Source organism: Salinibacterium sp. ZJ450 (assembly GCF_011751885.2).
Lineage (GTDB): Bacteria > Actinomycetota > Actinomycetes > Actinomycetales > Microbacteriaceae > Ruicaihuangia.
Genome location: NZ_CP061771.1, coordinates 3,433,306 through 3,448,391 on the forward strand (window position 1 = coordinate 3,433,306; position 15,086 = coordinate 3,448,391).

At 69.4% G+C, this 15,086-nt stretch carries 10 protein-coding genes; 4 read left to right on the plus strand and 6 right to left on the minus strand.

All coding sequences use genetic code 11. The annotated features are described in order from the left end of the window. Positions 1–102 precede the first annotated feature (102 nt). The 3 genes from HCT51_RS16680 to cysK form a co-directional block, all read right to left on the minus strand. Positions 103–2,328: a S9 family peptidase gene (locus HCT51_RS16680; RefSeq protein ID WP_224760553.1), complete on the minus strand. Its 2,226-nt coding sequence runs from the start codon at positions 2,326–2,328 to the stop codon at positions 103–105. A gap of 285 nt (positions 2,329–2,613) precedes the next feature. After that, positions 2,614–3,150, minus strand: a complete 537-nt coding sequence (gene epsC, locus HCT51_RS16685; RefSeq protein ID WP_166874740.1) for a serine O-acetyltransferase EpsC — start codon at positions 3,148–3,150, stop codon at positions 2,614–2,616. Then, positions 3,151–4,089, minus strand: a complete 939-nt coding sequence (cysK, locus tag HCT51_RS16690) for a cysteine synthase A (RefSeq protein WP_166874737.1) — start codon at positions 4,087–4,089, stop codon at positions 3,151–3,153. It abuts the gene before it with no gap. 578 nt (positions 4,090–4,667) lie between these two features. Here cysK and HCT51_RS16695 point away from each other — a divergent pair. Then, positions 4,668–5,030 carry a carboxymuconolactone decarboxylase family protein gene (locus HCT51_RS16695; protein WP_166874734.1) on the plus strand — a complete coding sequence of 121 codons (363 nt, stop codon included), beginning with the start codon at positions 4,668–4,670 and terminating at the stop codon, positions 5,028–5,030. A gap of 83 nt (positions 5,031–5,113) precedes the next feature. Here HCT51_RS16695 and HCT51_RS16700 read toward each other — a convergent pair whose 3' ends face one another. Beyond that, positions 5,114–9,127, minus strand: a complete 4,014-nt coding sequence (locus HCT51_RS16700) for an ExeM/NucH family extracellular endonuclease (RefSeq protein ID WP_224760554.1) — start codon at positions 9,125–9,127, stop codon at positions 5,114–5,116. A gap of 165 nt (positions 9,128–9,292) precedes the next feature. Between HCT51_RS16700 and HCT51_RS16705 the strand changes: the two genes are divergently transcribed. Further along, entirely contained in the window at positions 9,293–10,210 is a 918-nt protein-coding gene (locus HCT51_RS16705) for an EamA family transporter (RefSeq protein WP_166874728.1), read from the plus strand. Between the two features lie 401 nt (positions 10,211–10,611). Here HCT51_RS16705 and HCT51_RS16710 read toward each other — a convergent pair whose 3' ends face one another. Continuing rightward, a complete protein-coding gene (locus HCT51_RS16710) occupies positions 10,612–10,737 on the minus strand; it encodes a TetR family transcriptional regulator C-terminal domain-containing protein (protein ID WP_224760555.1) in 126 nt (41 codons plus the stop codon). Positions 10,738–10,910: 173 nt separating this feature from the next. Further along, a complete protein-coding gene (locus tag HCT51_RS16715) occupies positions 10,911–12,329 on the minus strand; it encodes a dihydrolipoyl dehydrogenase family protein (protein WP_166874725.1) in 1,419 nt (472 codons plus the stop codon). A 231-nt stretch (positions 12,330–12,560) separates the two neighbouring features. On the opposite strand from HCT51_RS16715, the gene HCT51_RS16720 reads away from it, so the two are divergent. Both HCT51_RS16720 and HCT51_RS16725 read left to right on the plus strand, forming a co-directional pair. Next, entirely contained in the window at positions 12,561–12,986 is a 426-nt protein-coding gene (locus HCT51_RS16720; RefSeq protein ID WP_166874722.1) for an SCP2 sterol-binding domain-containing protein, read from the plus strand. Beyond that, complete coding sequence (locus HCT51_RS16725; RefSeq protein WP_166874718.1) at positions 12,986–15,073, plus strand: amylo-alpha-1,6-glucosidase; 2,088 nt, start codon at positions 12,986–12,988, stop codon at positions 15,071–15,073. Before HCT51_RS16720 ends, HCT51_RS16725 begins: the two co-directional genes overlap by 1 nt. Positions 15,074–15,086: the final 13 nt, after the last annotated feature.

Consider the following 15,086-nt stretch of genomic DNA (forward strand, 5'->3'; position numbering starts at 1 on the left):
TTCTACTGAATTTGGTAAGTTGTGAAAGTTCTTCTTGTGGAGGAGAAGACGCGCGAGGCGGGTTGGACGCAGTCGGCCCACGACCGAACCCAGCTCCCTGCCTCACCCCCGCCACAGCGGCAGCACCGGAGTCCCGGGCGGCTCGAACCCCATCACCTGCCCGTAAAACGACAACTCGGCCTGCGCCGCGTGGATGATCGTTTGCGCCCGCACGAAGCCGTGCGACTCCCCCACGTACTCCACGTGCGCGTGCGGGATGCCGTTGGCCACCAACGCATCACGGAACCGCTTCGCCTGCTCCGGCGCGACGATCGTGTCATCGGTCCCGTGCAGCAGCAGCACCGGACACGACAGCGCGTCCACCCGGTTGAGCGGCGCCCGCTGCTGGTAGAGCAGCGCCGACTCCGGCAGCGGCCCGACCAGCCCGTCCAGGTAGCGCGATTCGAAGTCGTGCATGTCCTCGGCGAGCGCGGTCAGGTCAGCGACACCGAAGTAAGAGGTACCGCAGGCGAACACGTCGGACGAGGTCAGCGCCGCCAACACCGTCAGCCCACCAGCCGAGCCTCCGCGAATCGCCAGTCGCTTGGGGTCGGCGAGCGCGGCATCCGCCAGTCCCCGCACCGCGCGCACCGTGTCGTCGACGTCGACCACGCCCCACTGCCCCTTCAGCCGCTCCCGATAGGCGCGGCCATAGCCGGTGGATCCGCCGTAATTCACGTCGATCACGCCGATGCCGCGCGAGGTGAAGTACGCGTACGGAACGTTCAGCATGGGCATCACGTGCGAGGTCGGCCCTCCGTGCACGAACGCCACATACGGCGGCAACTCCCCGGCGGGCGCCTGAAACTCCGGATTGCGCGGCGCGTAGACCACCGCGTGCACCCCGCCGAACTGCACCGTGCGCGCTTCCGGCAGGTACGCGACATCCGGAATCGTATCGACGGACAGACGGATGTCGCGGAGCGTGGCCGCACCTCGCTGGGCGCGCTGCTCGCGCGGCTCGGCTGGCTCGGCTGGCTCGGGCAACGGGGCCGGCTCGGCCCACTCGCCCAGCCCCCGCAGTTCGCGCAGTCCGGCCGTGTGCTGGGTCCCGCCGCCGATCAGCAGCGCCCGGTCGCCCGCGACATCGCCGAGCACGATCGACGTGAGCGGCAAGTCGATGTCGGTGAGCGTGCCGCTGGCCGGATCGAGGATGCCGAGCGTGTCGGTGCCGCGCGTGCGCACCGTGAGCAGCGTGCCGTCGTCGAGCGGCTGGTACCAGCGCATGCCGAGTTGCCACAGGGCGCCGGCGAAGTCGGCGTCCACCGGGTGCAGCGCGCGCGTGAGTCCGCCGCGGTCGAGCCGGTACAGGTTCCACCAGCCGGTGCGGTCGCTGATCGCGTACAGCGCGTCGTTGCCGGCCCATTCCGGTTGCAGCACGGACTCGGTGGGTCCGCCGATCAGGATCCGCCAGCTCGTGACGACACCGCCCTCGAGGTCGCCGACCCGCAGCTCGGTGCCGTCCCACGGCATCTGCGGATGGTTCCAGGCGATCCACGCGATCCGGGTGCCGTCCGGCGAGATGCGCGGATAGGCAAGAAAGCGGGAACCGGCCACGATTGAACGGATGCCGCGGGGTTCGGTTGGGGCGGATGGTGCGGGCACGGCGGGCGTAGCGGTGTCGGCGGGCGTAGCGGTCTCGGCGGGCGTAGCGGTCTCGGCGGGCGTAGCGGTCTCGGCGGGCGTAGCGGTCTCGGCGGGCGTAGCGGTCTCGGCGGGCGTAGCGGTCTCGGCGGGCGTAGCGGTCTCGGCGGGCGCGGCTCCGGTCGAGGCAGCATCGGTTGCCACAGTGGCGGTAGACACGTCGTCGGCCCCGCCCGCGGCGCTCCCGTCGAGCGGCACGGCCACGATGTCCCGCGAGATCCGGCCGTCGCGGTGGGTCTCGCGCACCGCGATCACCTCGTCGCCGTGCACGGTGAGTTCGGCAAAGCGCATGCCCTGATCGACCGGGCTGAGCGGCACCGGGTCGGTGGCGCCGGGGTCGAGGCGGTAGAGGCGCTGGTCGGAGAATTCCGCGAACACGAGCGCACCGGCATCCGTCACCGTCCACGCGCCGCCGCCGTACTCATGCACGCGGGTGCGGGCATTCCACGGCGTGGGCAGCACGTCGACCGGTTCGCCATCCTGCATGCGGCGCACCGCGAGCCGGCCACCCTCGGTCGGTCGCGCCTCGAGCCACCAGATCTCGTCGCCGACGTACGCGCCGCCGGAGAGCGGATGTCCGCTCGCCACGAGCTCGGAGGCCTCGATCGGGGACGTCCATGATCCGTACGGCGCTGTGCTGGTCATTGCGTCAGCCTATGACGGGTGCGCCGGGACACGCCCGGGCCTGCGCGAACCGATCCACGCTCTGACCGCGAACCGATCCACGCTCCGACTCGCAAGCGATCCCCGCCCGCGTCGAGAGGCGCCGCTACGTCTGCGTCACCTCGTCCGGGCGCCGAGTCGCGCTCCTGCGCCACCTACTTGTACGTGGCGGAGGACTTGCGGTCGACACGCCGCTAATCCTGGCCGTGCAAGTCGGCGTGGCGCCGGAGGTCCTTACGAACGAACGTGATGCGGGCGACAGCCGCCCTATTCCGTAGCCGGGCCGAACCCGCCGCCGTCGCGCGGCCGGAACTTCGCCGGCACCCCCGCAAGCAGCGACCCCGGCGGCGCGGACTTCAGCACGACCGCCGCGGCCGCCACGACACTGTCGGCGCCGATCGTGACGCCGCCGAGCACCGTGGAGCCGGCGCCGAGCACCACGCGATCGCCGATCCGCGGATGCCGCTGGCCCACCTCGTTGCCTTTACCGCCCAGCGTGACCCCGTGGTACATCAGCACGTCGTCGCCGATCACCGCGGTCTCGCCGATGACCACGCCCATGCCGTGGTCAATGAACAGGCGTCGCCCGATCGTCGCCCCGGGATGGATCTCCACCCCGGTCAGGAACCGAGTCCCCTGCGACACCACGCGGGCCAGAAAGCGCCATCCGCCCCTCCACAGCCGGTGCGCCAGGCGATATCCCCACACCGCGTGCAGGCCCGAGTACGTCAGCCACACCTCGAAGGCGCCGCGCGCGGCCGGGTCGTTGCGTTGCGCGGCGCGGATGTCGTCGCGAACCGACACCTAGTCCCGCAGGTTCTCGTACAGCACCGTCGACAGGTACCGTTCCCCGAAGCTCGGGATGATCACGACGATGGTCTTGCCGGCGTTCTCCGGACGGTTCGCCAACTGAAGGGCGGCGTACACGGCGGCACCCGACGAAATGCCGGCGAGGATGCCCTCCTCGGCGGCGAGCCGGCGGGCGGTCTCGACCGACTGGGTGATGTTGACGTCGATGACCTCGTCGTAGACCGTGGTGTCGAGGATGTCGGGAACGAAGTTTGCCCCGATGCCCTGGATCTTGTGCGGGCCGGGCTGGCCGCCGTTCAGGATCGGCGATTCCTCGGGCTCGACCGCGACCACCTGCAGCCCCGGCTTGCGCTCCTTGAGCAGCTGCCCGGCGCCGGTGATAGTGCCGCCGGTGCCGACTCCCGCGACGAGGATGTCGACGTCGCCCTCGGTGTCCGCCCAGATCTCCTCACCGGTGGTCGAGCGGTGGATCGCCGGGTTCGCCTCGTTCGCGAACTGCTGGGCCAGCACCGCACCCGGCGTCGCCGCCACGATCTCCTCGGCCTTCGCCACCGCCCCGCGCATGCCGTCCGCACCGGTGGTGAGCACGACCTCGGCACCGTACGCGCGCAGCAGCATCTTGCGTTCCGTGCTCATCGTCTCGGGCATGGTCAGGATGACGCGGTACCCACGTGCCGCGCCCACCATGGCCAACGCGATACCGGTGTTGCCGCTGGTGCCTTCCACGATCGTGCCGCCGGGCTTCAGCGCGCCGGACTGCTCGGCCGCGTCGACGATCGCCACGCCGATGCGGTCTTTCACGCTCGCCGAGGGGTTGTAGAACTCCAGCTTGGCGAGCACCGTGGCGCCTGCGCCCGCGGTGACACGGTTCAGCTGCACGAGCGGGGTGTGTCCGACAACGTCGGTGATCGAGGAATAGACGCGGCGGGTCATGGTTTCTCCTGTGACTGGATGGCTCTACTAAACGTACCGGCACCAGTCGCCGCGTTACGCGATGCGAATCGGTGATGCCGCGCAGACCATGCCTGCTCGCAACACCCCTAACCGACTCGGCGCCCCCGCTATAACTGGCGCGCCGAGTCGTTTTGTGGGGCGGGGAATTCATGGGACGCCGGCGGATGCCGCGGACGGACGGCACTGACGGATGCCGCCGCAGCGGCCGCGGGACCACAGGCACCGGGCGGGCGTTCGCTGCCCGGCATCCGCCTGACCGGCATCTGGACCATGCGGCGTTTCTCACACAGCGCGACGCTACATAGCCCCGCATCGTGTGAGAAACCCCGCGCGGTTCGGAAAGCTCTCTAGGACCCGCGCGACAGCATCACGTGGCCCGGCGCGCGCACGACCACGCAACCCACGCCCACGCCCACGCCAGCAGCCCGCACCCCGCGCCCGTCGCACCCGCACCCGCAGCACCCGCAACGCGCAACCGCGGGCACCCCGCAACAGACACCGCACCCGAGACGGTCACACCCGCCTCAAGTCATATTTGATTCGGTACGGTGGCCAGCATGAGCGAGTACTACGACACCACCGACAAGAAGTTCACCAGCGTCTATAAGAAGGAGACTCCCGACATCCTTGCCGCATTCGCCGCATTCGATAACGCGGTGTTCGCCGAGGAGGGGCGCGAGATCCCGCTGAAGTTCCGGGAGCTGATCGCCCTGGCGGTGGCCATCACCACGCAGTGCGCGTACTGTATCGACGCCCACAGCAAGAACGCGGTGAAGGCCGGCGCCACCGAGGGCGAACTCGCCGAGAGCGCCTGGGTCGCCACCGCGATCCGCGCCGGAGGCGGATACGCCCACGGACGCCTCGCCTTCAAGCTCTCCGGCGCGGGCGAACTCGCCGACGCGGGAGCGCACCAGCACTGATCACAGCAGAAGCCAGACCACACACAACAGGATGAGCCCGGCCTCCCGGCCGGGCTCATCTGTCTCTTCGAGCGCGGCTGGCGCTACCGCACGCTCACCGCCGTCGCGGTGGCCGTCCCGGCGTCGAACCCGCTCGCCGCGGCCGTCACCACCACACTGAGCGCTCTGCCGGAGTCCGCGGCGGTGACCCGATAGCTGGCACCGGTCGCGCCGTCGATCGGCTGGCCGTCGCGCAGCCACTGGTAGCTGAACACTGGCTTCTTCACGCTCCAGTTGCCCGCGTTCACGCCCAGCGTCTTGCCGACCTGGGCGCTGCCGGTGATCTTCGGCGCCTTGGTGTTCGCGACATCCTCGAGGTTCGAGATGATCGTGAGCGGCACGTCGATCGAGGTTCCGGTGGCGGCGACCCGCACCGTCAGCACCAGCGTTCCGGGCACCGTGGACGCCGGGATCGTGATGGTGACCGAGGCCCGCCCCTGCTCGTCGGTGGTGTCGACGATGCTGCCGTCGATCTGCGCCGAGCCGAGCACCGTGCCGCCGGCCAGCACCTCGACGGTGCCGGTGGTCGGTCCGCCGCGGCTCATCAGCAGCGAGGACAGGTCGACGGTGACCTGGTCGCCGGCGTTGTAGCCATCGGCATCCGGCGCCGACACGTGCACGCCAACCGACCGCTGCGCGAACGACGGGCTCGCCACCGGGTTGGCCTTGAAGTAGTCGACCATGCTCTGCAGGTCGATGCGTCCGCTGTCGGCCCGGTCGGTGCCCTGCGCCAGGGTGAAGAAGTTGTCTCCACCCGCCGCGAGGAACGAGTTCGCCACCACCGTGAAGGTGTCGGCCGCCGCGACCAGCTGGTCGTTCAGGTAGATCGCGGTGATCCGTGATCCGGCCGCAGCCGTCGGGTCGTAGGTGTACTCGAGACCCTCCGACACCCCCAGCTTCAGGAACGGACGCTGCGCCCCCGCCGGCTGCCACTGCTCCTCGAGCACCTGCTTTAGCTGGGCGCCGGTGAGCGTCAGCGTGGTCAGGGTGTTCGCGAACGGTTGCACGTTGGCGGCTTCGGCATAGGTGACGTTGCCGTCGGGATCGCCGGTTCCGGATGACGCGTAGACCAGGTCTGCCCGCAACCCGCCCGGGTTCATCAGCGCGATGTCGGCGCCGAGTTCCTCGGCCGTCCAGAGCTGCACGTCGGCCACGAAGTTGCCGAGCGTCGACTCACCGCCCCGGTTCTCGGGGAACGGGTTGCCGGCCGGCAGCGTCGGCGACGGCGGGATCGGGTTCTGCACCGCCCGGCGCAGGCTGTCGGTGATCTGACCGACCGACACCGAGCCGAGCTCCCGGGAAACCGCCACCGCGGCCGCCACGATCTGCGCCACCTCCGCGTCGGGGGTGAACCCCGACAACGGAAGCACCTCGGCCGAGAAGTTAACGATCTCCTTGGTCACCGGGTCGACCGACAGGTCGAGGTGGCCGTAGAACGAGCCGTACTGGCCGGCCGAGAGCACCAGCCGCGGCCGGTCCATCCCGGGCACGGTCACCTCGTGGTCGTAGGCCAGGTGGGTGTGACCCGACATGATCGCCGCGATCTCCGGATGCACGCCGAGCACGATCTGCCCGAAGGCCGAGTCATCCGTTGAGCTGGCGAGGGCCGGCGTCGCCGCACCCTCGTGCACCAGCAGCACCAGCACGTCGGCCTCGCCGTTCGCGGCGTCGCCGTCGGTCAGGTAGTCCGCGACCCGGTTGACCTCGGAGACGATCGAGCGCACCTCGAGCGACGCGATGCCGGCGGGGCTGACCAGCTCCGGCAGCGCCTCGGTGACGGCGCCGATGAAGCCGACGGTGACGCCCTCGAACGACTGCAGGAAGTACTCCTCATACGCCGGCTGGCCGGTCGCCCGGTCGTACAGGTTGGCGGCGAGGTACGGCCAGTCGGCAGCCTCGAGGATGCGGTCATCCACGTCGGCGCGGCCCTGGTCGAACTCATGGTTGCCGAACGACGAGCCGTCGAAGCCCATGGCGTTCAGGGCGTCAATGGTGGGCTGATCCTGCTGGATGAACGACGTGAAGGTGGACGCGCCGATCATGTCGCCGGCCCCGACGAACGTGGTGTTCGGGTTCGCGGCCTCCCAGAAGTCGACCATGCCGCCCATCTGCGCGGCGCCCGGGATCGGCGGCGTGCCGGTGGCCGCCTCCAGTCGCCCGTGGAAGTCGTTCACGGTGAGGATCTCGATCTCCACCGGCGCGACCTCGGCGCTGACGCCCACCTTGATCGGGTCGTGGTCGCTGGAGCGGAACACGGTGCCCGCCTCGGCGGCGTCGAACTCGTAGCCACGGTCACCCCATTCCGGCGAGTTGATGGTCCAGACGCCGACTCCGGTGACGGATGTCGCGACCGAAGCACTCGCGAACACGTGGTCAAGCGAGCCCAACTCGCCGTTGAAGGTATAGGTGTACTGGCCGTCGGTCTTCTCGGGCACCAGGTCCACAAAGCCGGCGTCGGTCAGCACCTGCGCCGGGTCTTCCTCGGCGTAGGCGTTGAAGTCACCGATCAGGAACACGTCGGCGCTGCCGCTGGCCGGCACCACCACGCCGTTCACGAACGCCAGCAGGCTGCTGGTCGCCTGCTCGACCCGCTCCGCGTTGAAGAAGCCCTGGCCATCGGCCGGTTCCGCACCACCGCCGGTCGGCGGCGTCTTCGACTTGAAGTGGTTCGCGACAACGCTGAACACCTTGCCGGTCTGGTTCGCGCGGAATGCCTGCGCGAGCGGCTCCCGGGCGATGTCCCAGACGGTCTCGTCGATCTGCGTCAACGCGTCGCCGACCGGGGTGACCGCGGCGGGCTTGAAGATGATCGCGCTGGTGATGAAGTCGGTGATCGCGGCATCCTGCAACGCGGCCGGGGTGCGCACGTAATCCCAGGTACCCGCGCCGGCGGCGGCGTTCAGGCCGGCCATCAGGTCGGCAAGCGCCTCGTCGACGGTCTCCCCGAGCTTGACCGAGTTCTCGATCTCCTGCAACGCGACCACGTCGGCTCCGAGCCCGTTGATCGCGGCCACGATCTTCGACTTCTGAATGGCGAAGTCCGCGGCCGTGTCCGCCCCGCGAGCCTCGGGATTCTGGCTGGTCAGGGTGGTGAAGTAGTTGAAGACGTTGAACGCGGCGACGCTGAAGTCTCCGCCAACCGCGGGTGCGACATCCGGACGCGCGTTCAGCGTCTCGAACGTCGGTTTGAACCCGGCCGGGCTGGCGTCGGTGATCGCCACCGTCGGCTGCAGCCGCCATTCGTTGAAGCCCCACGCCAGGATGTACGGGTTCGCCGGGAAGACCACCCGGTCGCCGTTGCGCACCACGGTGTCGGCGGAGAAATACGGCTGGGTTCCGACATGCCCCGCGCTGTCGACGCGGATGCTGTAGCCGTCGTCGAGCAGGATGCGGCTGGCCCGGTTGGCGGCCGCGATGGCGTCGGCCGCTGGGCCGGCATCCGTGGTCTCGGTGCTCTTCACCGGCTGCTCGCCCGGGTCGAGCCACAGCTCACCAAAGCTGAACAGGTTGTGGCTGGATGTGACGCGGTAGTCGCCGCTCGGGGCGACCAGCATGTTTTCGAACGGTTCGCGGGCGTCACCGACCACGCTGTCGGCAAGCGCGGTGGCCGCGGGCACGCCGACGCCGGCCTGCACCAGCTCGATGTTCGTGGCGGCGCTGCTGGCGTTAATCTGCGTCTGGTTGAAGTTCTCGCCCGCGACACCGGTGACCTTGACCCGGTCGCCGATCGCAATACCGGGCGCGGTTTGATTGCCGAGGAAGACGAAGAGGGCGTCGGATGTCGCGGGGCTGATGTCTGCGCCCTCGCTCTGCACCACGATGCCGCGGTATCCGCTCACGCCGCGGTAGTCGGCGGTGACGACCGCCTCGACGGTGACCGTGGTGCCGGCGATCGGGGTGGTCGCCCCGGTGCCCTGCACCTCGGCGATGGTGTGCGTGACGTCGGCGGCGAACGCGGCCGGCGCGGTGAGGGCCGACAGGCCCAGCGTGGTGGCGGCGACCGCCGCGATCGAGATCAGACGGCGCCTGGCGCGCGTCCCGGTTTCAGCCCTTGACATCGTTTTCAGCTTCTCCTTCGAAGGTACGAAACACGCCGGACAACCCCACATCGGGTGGCCCCTGAGTGGGGGTGATCCAGAGCATAGGGGTTACGTCAGACTTTTGACCAGAGCGGGGGGATCGGCCGTTCGTCACATTCCGCACCCGCCACTAGCGTGGAACCCATGCTCGCGACCGTGATCGGCCTGACCGGCGCCCTGATCTTCGGCGCCGCCGACTTCCTCGGCGGCCTCGGCGCGCGCCGGATCAGCGCGCTGCGGGTGACGGCGATCGCCGGGACCACCGGCTTCGTCGCGCTGCTCATCGCGCTGCCGTTCGTCGGCGGAGCCTGGTCGGTGGAGGCCGTCGTCCTTGGCGCCCTCTCCGGCCTGACCGGCGCCGTGGCGATCGCGCTGCTCTACGCGTGCCTGGCCATCGGTTCGATGAGCATCCTTTCGCCGCTGACCGCCGTCATCTCGGCGGTCGTGCCGATGACCTGGGGACTCGCGCAGGGCGCCGCCCTCCGCCCGATCGGCTACTGGGCGCTCGCCCTCGCGCTGGTCGCGGTCGTATTAGTGGGGTTCGTTCCCGAGAAGGGGGCGGTGCGGCCGTCGCTGCGCGGAGTGCTGATGGCCGTGGCATCCGGAACTTTGATTGGTGCGTTTCTGATCATCATTGATCAGACTCCGGATGACTCGGGGTTGGTGCCGCTCGTCGTGAACCGTCTGGTGAACGGGGCCACGATGTTCGCCGCCGTCGGCGTGGCGGCGCTTCTGGTGATGCGCGGTCGGGTGCCAGCCTCGGTTGCCGCGGGATGGACCGGCGAACTCGGCCAGTCCCGCAGCGCCGACGATCGCTGGAGCGGCTGGCTGCCCGGACTCAAGTTCGCGATCGCCTGCGGTGTCGTGGACGCCTTCGCGAACACCCTGCTGCTGCTCGGGCTGCGGCTCGGCGAGCTCACCGTGATGAGTGTGCTGACCGCGATGTACCCGGCGGGCACGATCCTGCTGGCCGCGATCGTGCTGCGTGAGCGGATCGCGCCGGTTCAGTGGGTGGGGCTGGCGCTGGCCCTGGCGGCGGCGGGGATGCTGGCGCTGGCGTAGGTGGGGATGCTGGCGCTGGCGTAGGGGGGATACTCGCGCTGACGTAGGGGGTGCCGGCGCGCCTCGTGCACTCGCCCGGCCTCGTGCGCTGCCCGGCCTCTCGTGCTGACCGGCCTCGTGCGCCAGCGGGCCTCATGCGCTGACCCCTCCGCGCGGGAGCCTGCAAACGCGAATGTCACCCGCGCGTGACAGGCCCGAATCGCAACCGTTTCCAACCCTCAACGCGCTATGTCACCCGCGCGTGACACGCCCGAATCGCAACCGTTTCCAGCCCTCAACTCGCAATGTCACCCGCGCGTGACACACCCGAATCGCAACCGTCTTCCAGCCCTCACTCGCCGCCTCGGCGCCCCCTCGACCGATGCTCGTCCCCGCCAGACCGGCCGCCCCACCACCGCCACTCACGAATGAGCCGCGAAAGCGGGCATCAGAGTGGTGACGAGGCGCCGTCCGAACCCGCCATCCATCGGCGAGCCGCTCAGGAAGAAGCGATAGTAGATCGGGCCAAGCAACAGGTCGGTGACCATTTCGGGAACGAGATCCGACCGATCGTGCAGGCGCGCGCGGCGCTGACCCCGAGGGCTAAGCCCTCTCAGGCAACAGTGCGGGGTTTCTCACACCGCGCGGGGCTATGTAGCTCCGCATGGTGTGAGACACCCCGCATGGTTCGGGATCGCGAGTGGCGAAGCAACTGCGACCTCTACTCCTCGAGGTACTCCCCCGAGAACAACATGTTCAGCCCCTCCGTCACCGTCGGGTGCGTGATGATCATGTCCCGCAGTGCGGTGTGCGGCAGCCCGGCCTGCATCGCCAGCTGCACCGTGGTGATCACCTCGCTGGTCTCCGAGCCGAGCAGCGCCGCCCCGAGAATCAGCCCCGACGACCGGTCGACCACGGCCTTCCAGGTACCCTCCAGCTGACCGGCGGTCCGATTTCGAGGAACAACGGATGCCGGCATCCGCGCGATCCGCACATCGTGACCCGCCTCCCGGGCCTCCCGCTCGGTGAGCCCCACCCGCGCCAGCTCCGGGGTCATGAACACGACGTACGGGATGACCCGGTCCCGGGTGCTGCGATGCGCGCCGGCGAGGTTGTCCTTCAACACCCGGTAGTCATCGAGCGACGCGTGCGTGAACTGCGGGGTCCCCGCCACATCCCCGGCCGCCCAGACATGCGGCGCCGAGGTGCGCAGCTCGTCGTCGACCTCGATGTAGCCGCGGGCGTCCATCTTGACGCCCGCCAGCTCGAGGCCGAGGCCGGCGGTCGCCGGCCGCCGCCCGACCGCCATCAGCAGGTCGTCGGCGCTGAGCTGAGACCCGTCCGACAGCTGCGCGGTGACCGGCGACGTCGACCTGCCCGGCTCCGGCGCCCGCGCCGCACCGGTGGCCCGCGACACCGCCGACAGCTCCACTCCGAGCCGCACCTCAACCCCGAGCGACGTCAGCGCGGAAAGCACCGCGTCCGCGACATCCGGATCCTCCCGTCCCAACAACTGCGACCCACCATCCAGCAGCGTCACCTGACTGCCGATGGCCTGCAGCACCGCCGCGTACTCGACCCCGACGTACCCGCCGCCGACCACGATGAAGCGGGGCGGGATGGCCTCCAGCATCAGCATCGTGTCGCTGGTCTGAACCGAGTCGGCGGTGACGCCCTCGATCGCCGGCAGCAGCGGTTCGGTGCCGACATCCACCACCACCTCCTTGCCGCGCAGCGTGCGAGCGCCGCCGCCGTGCTGTAGCACGTGCACCGTCCGCGGACCGACGAACTGCGCCTCCCCCAGAATGAAGTCCATCCCCGACGCGATGAACTGTTTGTGGTTGCTGGCCACCATCGCGGCCACCACCGAATCCTTGTGCGAATGCAGCAGCGCGCCATCCATCACCGCGTCGCCCACCCCGGTGATGCCGTACTCCCCGGCCCGCTGCACCATCGCCAGCACGCGCGCGCTGGTGACGAACGCCTTCGTCGGGATGCACGCCACATTGATGCACGAACCGCCGATCATCGCGCGCTCGATCATCGCGACGTGCTGGCCGGCCTTGGCGCGATCCATGGCGAGCGTCTTGCCCGCCTTGCCGCCACCGACGACGAGCAGGTCGAACTCTTCGGGTTCCATCCGGCACCTCCGCACCCGCGGTCGCCGACGACCACGGTCTGGCAGCATCCTTCCGCTATTTACCCCGATCAGGGCGGTTTATCGGTTAATTCATAGGACAGCGGATGTCGCTGCGCCCAGGTTCTGCGGCCGGTGGGGCTGCCCGCACCGCAGAAACGCGTGCCGCAACAGCCCGCCGGATCACCCCGATGGGGTGATGCACCGGCGCTCGACGCCCAGCATCCTGAGCGAGTGACAGACCCCCAACAGTCCCAGACAGCCCACCCCGTGGCCGACTTCTTCGACGAACTCGGGCGCGGCGGCGACGAGCCCCTGCTGCGCAAGATCTCCGGACGCATCCGCTTCGACGTCATCGACGACCCGCCCGCCGACGGCAGCGCCCCCCACGCGGATTCGTGGACGGTCGAGACCCGCCAAGGCCAGCTCACGGTGACCCGCGACGCCGGCGCCCTCGCCGGCGCCCAAGCCGACTGCACAATCCGCGGCCGCCGCTCCGTCTTCGAGAACCTCGTCAGCGGCCGCGCGAACGCCAACGCCGCGGTGATCCGCGGGGCGCTGGAAGCCAACGGCGACCTGCAGCTGATGGTCGCGATCCAACGAATCTTCCCGGCGCCGCCCCCCGGATACGACCCGACCGCAGCCACAAGGAGCCACTGATGAGCGACGGAATGGTGAAGATCCTCCACGGCAACACGTTTGTCGTCAGCGACGACGTGGGCGACGTCGATGCCTCCTCGACCGATCCGACCGGACTGTTCTCGTTCGACACCCGGTTCCTGTCGAAGTGGGTGCTCACCCTGAACGGCGATCGCCTGACCTCGCTGTCGACCGACGACCTGCAGTATTACGAGGCCCGGTTCTTCCTCGTGCCCGGGGTGGGCAGCGTCTACGTCAACTCAACGATGTCGGTGATCCGCAAGCGCGCCGTCGGCAACGGCTTCACCGAAGACCTCTCCATTCTGAACCACGACGACAAGCCGGTAACTCTCACCGTGCGGATCGAGGCCGACAGCGACTTCGCCGACCTGTTCGAGGTGAAGGACGCGCTGAAGAAGAAGGGTACGTACACCCGGTTGGTGGGTGACGGCGCCCTGCGGTTCGACTACCGGCGCGACGCCTACGAGCGGGCGACGGCCATCTCCGCGTCGCAGCCGTGCGAGTTCGACGAGAACGGGCTGACCTTCACGGTGACGATCGGTCCCCACGAGACCTGGCAGACCGAGCTCGATGTGAGCGTCGAGACGCTTGGTCACGAGCTGCCGACCATGACGGGGGCGGATGTCGGCGACATCCGGTCACTGGCTGAGCAGGTGAAGCGGCCCATCATGGACATGGCCGCCGACCTCACCCGCTGGCTCGACGAGGCACCCCGGCTGGAATGCGACTGGGAGACGCTGCCCGCCACCTACCGTCGCAGCCTGGTCGACCTGGCGGCGCTCCGCTTCTCGCCGTTGACCGCCGGGCCGCACGCCCTGCCGGCCGCCGGGCTGCCGTGGTTCATGACGATGTTCGGGCGGGACAGTATCTTCACCAGCCTGCAGGCGCTACCGTTCACCTCGGAGTTGGCGGCGACGACCCTGCGCGAGTTGGGGTTGCGCCAGGGCACCAGGGTCGACGACTTCCGCGACGAGAACCCCGGACGGATCCTGCACGAGCTGCGCTTCGGCGAGCTGACCGCGTTCGAGGAGCGCCCGCACTCCCCGTACTTCGGCTCGGCCGACGCCACCCCCCTGTACGTGGTGCTGCTCGACGAATACGAGCGCTGGACCGGCGACACCCAGCTGGTGCGCGAGCTCGAGCAGGAGGCGCGCGCGGCGCTGCACTGGATCGGCGCATACGGCGACCTGCAGGGCAACGGCTACATCTCCTACGAGCGGCGCAACGCCGAGACCGGCCTCGAGAACCAGTGCTGGAAGGACTCCTGGGATTCCATCTCCTACCGCGACGGCACGCTGCCCGGCTTCCCGCGGGCCACCTGCGAGCTGCAGGGCTACGCCTACGACGCCAAGATGCGCGGCGCGCGGCTGGCCCGCGAAGTGTGGGGCGACCCCGCATACGCCGACCGGCTCGAACAAGAGGCCGCAGACCTGAAGCAGCGCTTCAACCGCGACTTCTGGGTCGCCGACGGCGAGTACTTCGCGATCGCCCTGGAGTCCGACGGCCGCCAGGTCGACTCACTCACCTCGAACAACGGCCACCTGCTGTGGAGCGGCATCGTCGACGACGACAAGGCCGCGGCCGTGGTCGGGCACCTGATGGGCGACCGGCTGTTCTCCGGATGGGGCATTCGCACCCTGGCCGTCGGCGAGGCCCGCTACAACCCGATCGGCTACCACAACGGCACCATCTGGCCGTTCGACAGCTCCTTCATCGCCTGGGGACTCCGCCGCTACGGCTACAAAGACGAGGCAGCGGTGGTGGCCGCCGGCATCCTGGAAGCGTCCCACTTCTTCGACGGACGCCTCCCCGAAGCCTTCGGCGGCTACCCGAGGTCGATGACGAAGTACCCGGTGCAGTACCCGACGGCGTGCAGTCCGCAGGCATGGTCGACCGGTGCCCCGCTGCTGCTTCTGCGCACGATGCTCGGCCTCGAGCCGATGGGCGACCACCTGGTGGTCGATCCGGCCCTGCCCACCACGATCGGCCGGCTCGAACTGCTCGACATCCCGGGCCGCTGGGGCCGAATCGACGCGTTCGGACGCGGCCGAGTCGACACGTCACGCACGACCGGCGAAGCCGGCTGAATACAGCGAGCGG

Bases quoted from the DNA above. Each gene is read 5' to 3' on its own strand.
- HCT51_RS16725 (WP_166874718.1), top strand. From the start codon at position 12,986: ATGAGCGACGGAATGGTGAAGATCCTCCACGGCAACACGTTTGTCGTC.
- HCT51_RS16710 (WP_224760555.1), bottom strand. From the start codon at position 10,737: ATGGTCACCGACCTGTTGCTTGGCCCGATCTACTATCGCTTCTTCCTG.
- HCT51_RS16705 (WP_166874728.1), top strand. From the start codon at position 9,293: ATGCTCGCGACCGTGATCGGCCTGACCGGCGCCCTGATCTTCGGCGCC.
- cysK (WP_166874737.1), bottom strand. From the start codon at position 4,089: ATGACCCGCCGCGTCTATTCCTCGATCACCGACGTTGTCGGACACACC.
- HCT51_RS16695 (WP_166874734.1), top strand. From the start codon at position 4,668: ATGAGCGAGTACTACGACACCACCGACAAGAAGTTCACCAGCGTCTAT.
- HCT51_RS16680 (WP_224760553.1), bottom strand. From the start codon at position 2,328: ATGACCAGCACAGCGCCGTACGGATCATGGACGTCCCCGATCGAGGCC.
- HCT51_RS16700 (WP_224760554.1), bottom strand. From the start codon at position 9,127: ATGTCAAGGGCTGAAACCGGGACGCGCGCCAGGCGCCGTCTGATCTCG.
- HCT51_RS16715 (WP_166874725.1), bottom strand. From the start codon at position 12,329: ATGGAACCCGAAGAGTTCGACCTGCTCGTCGTCGGTGGCGGCAAGGCG.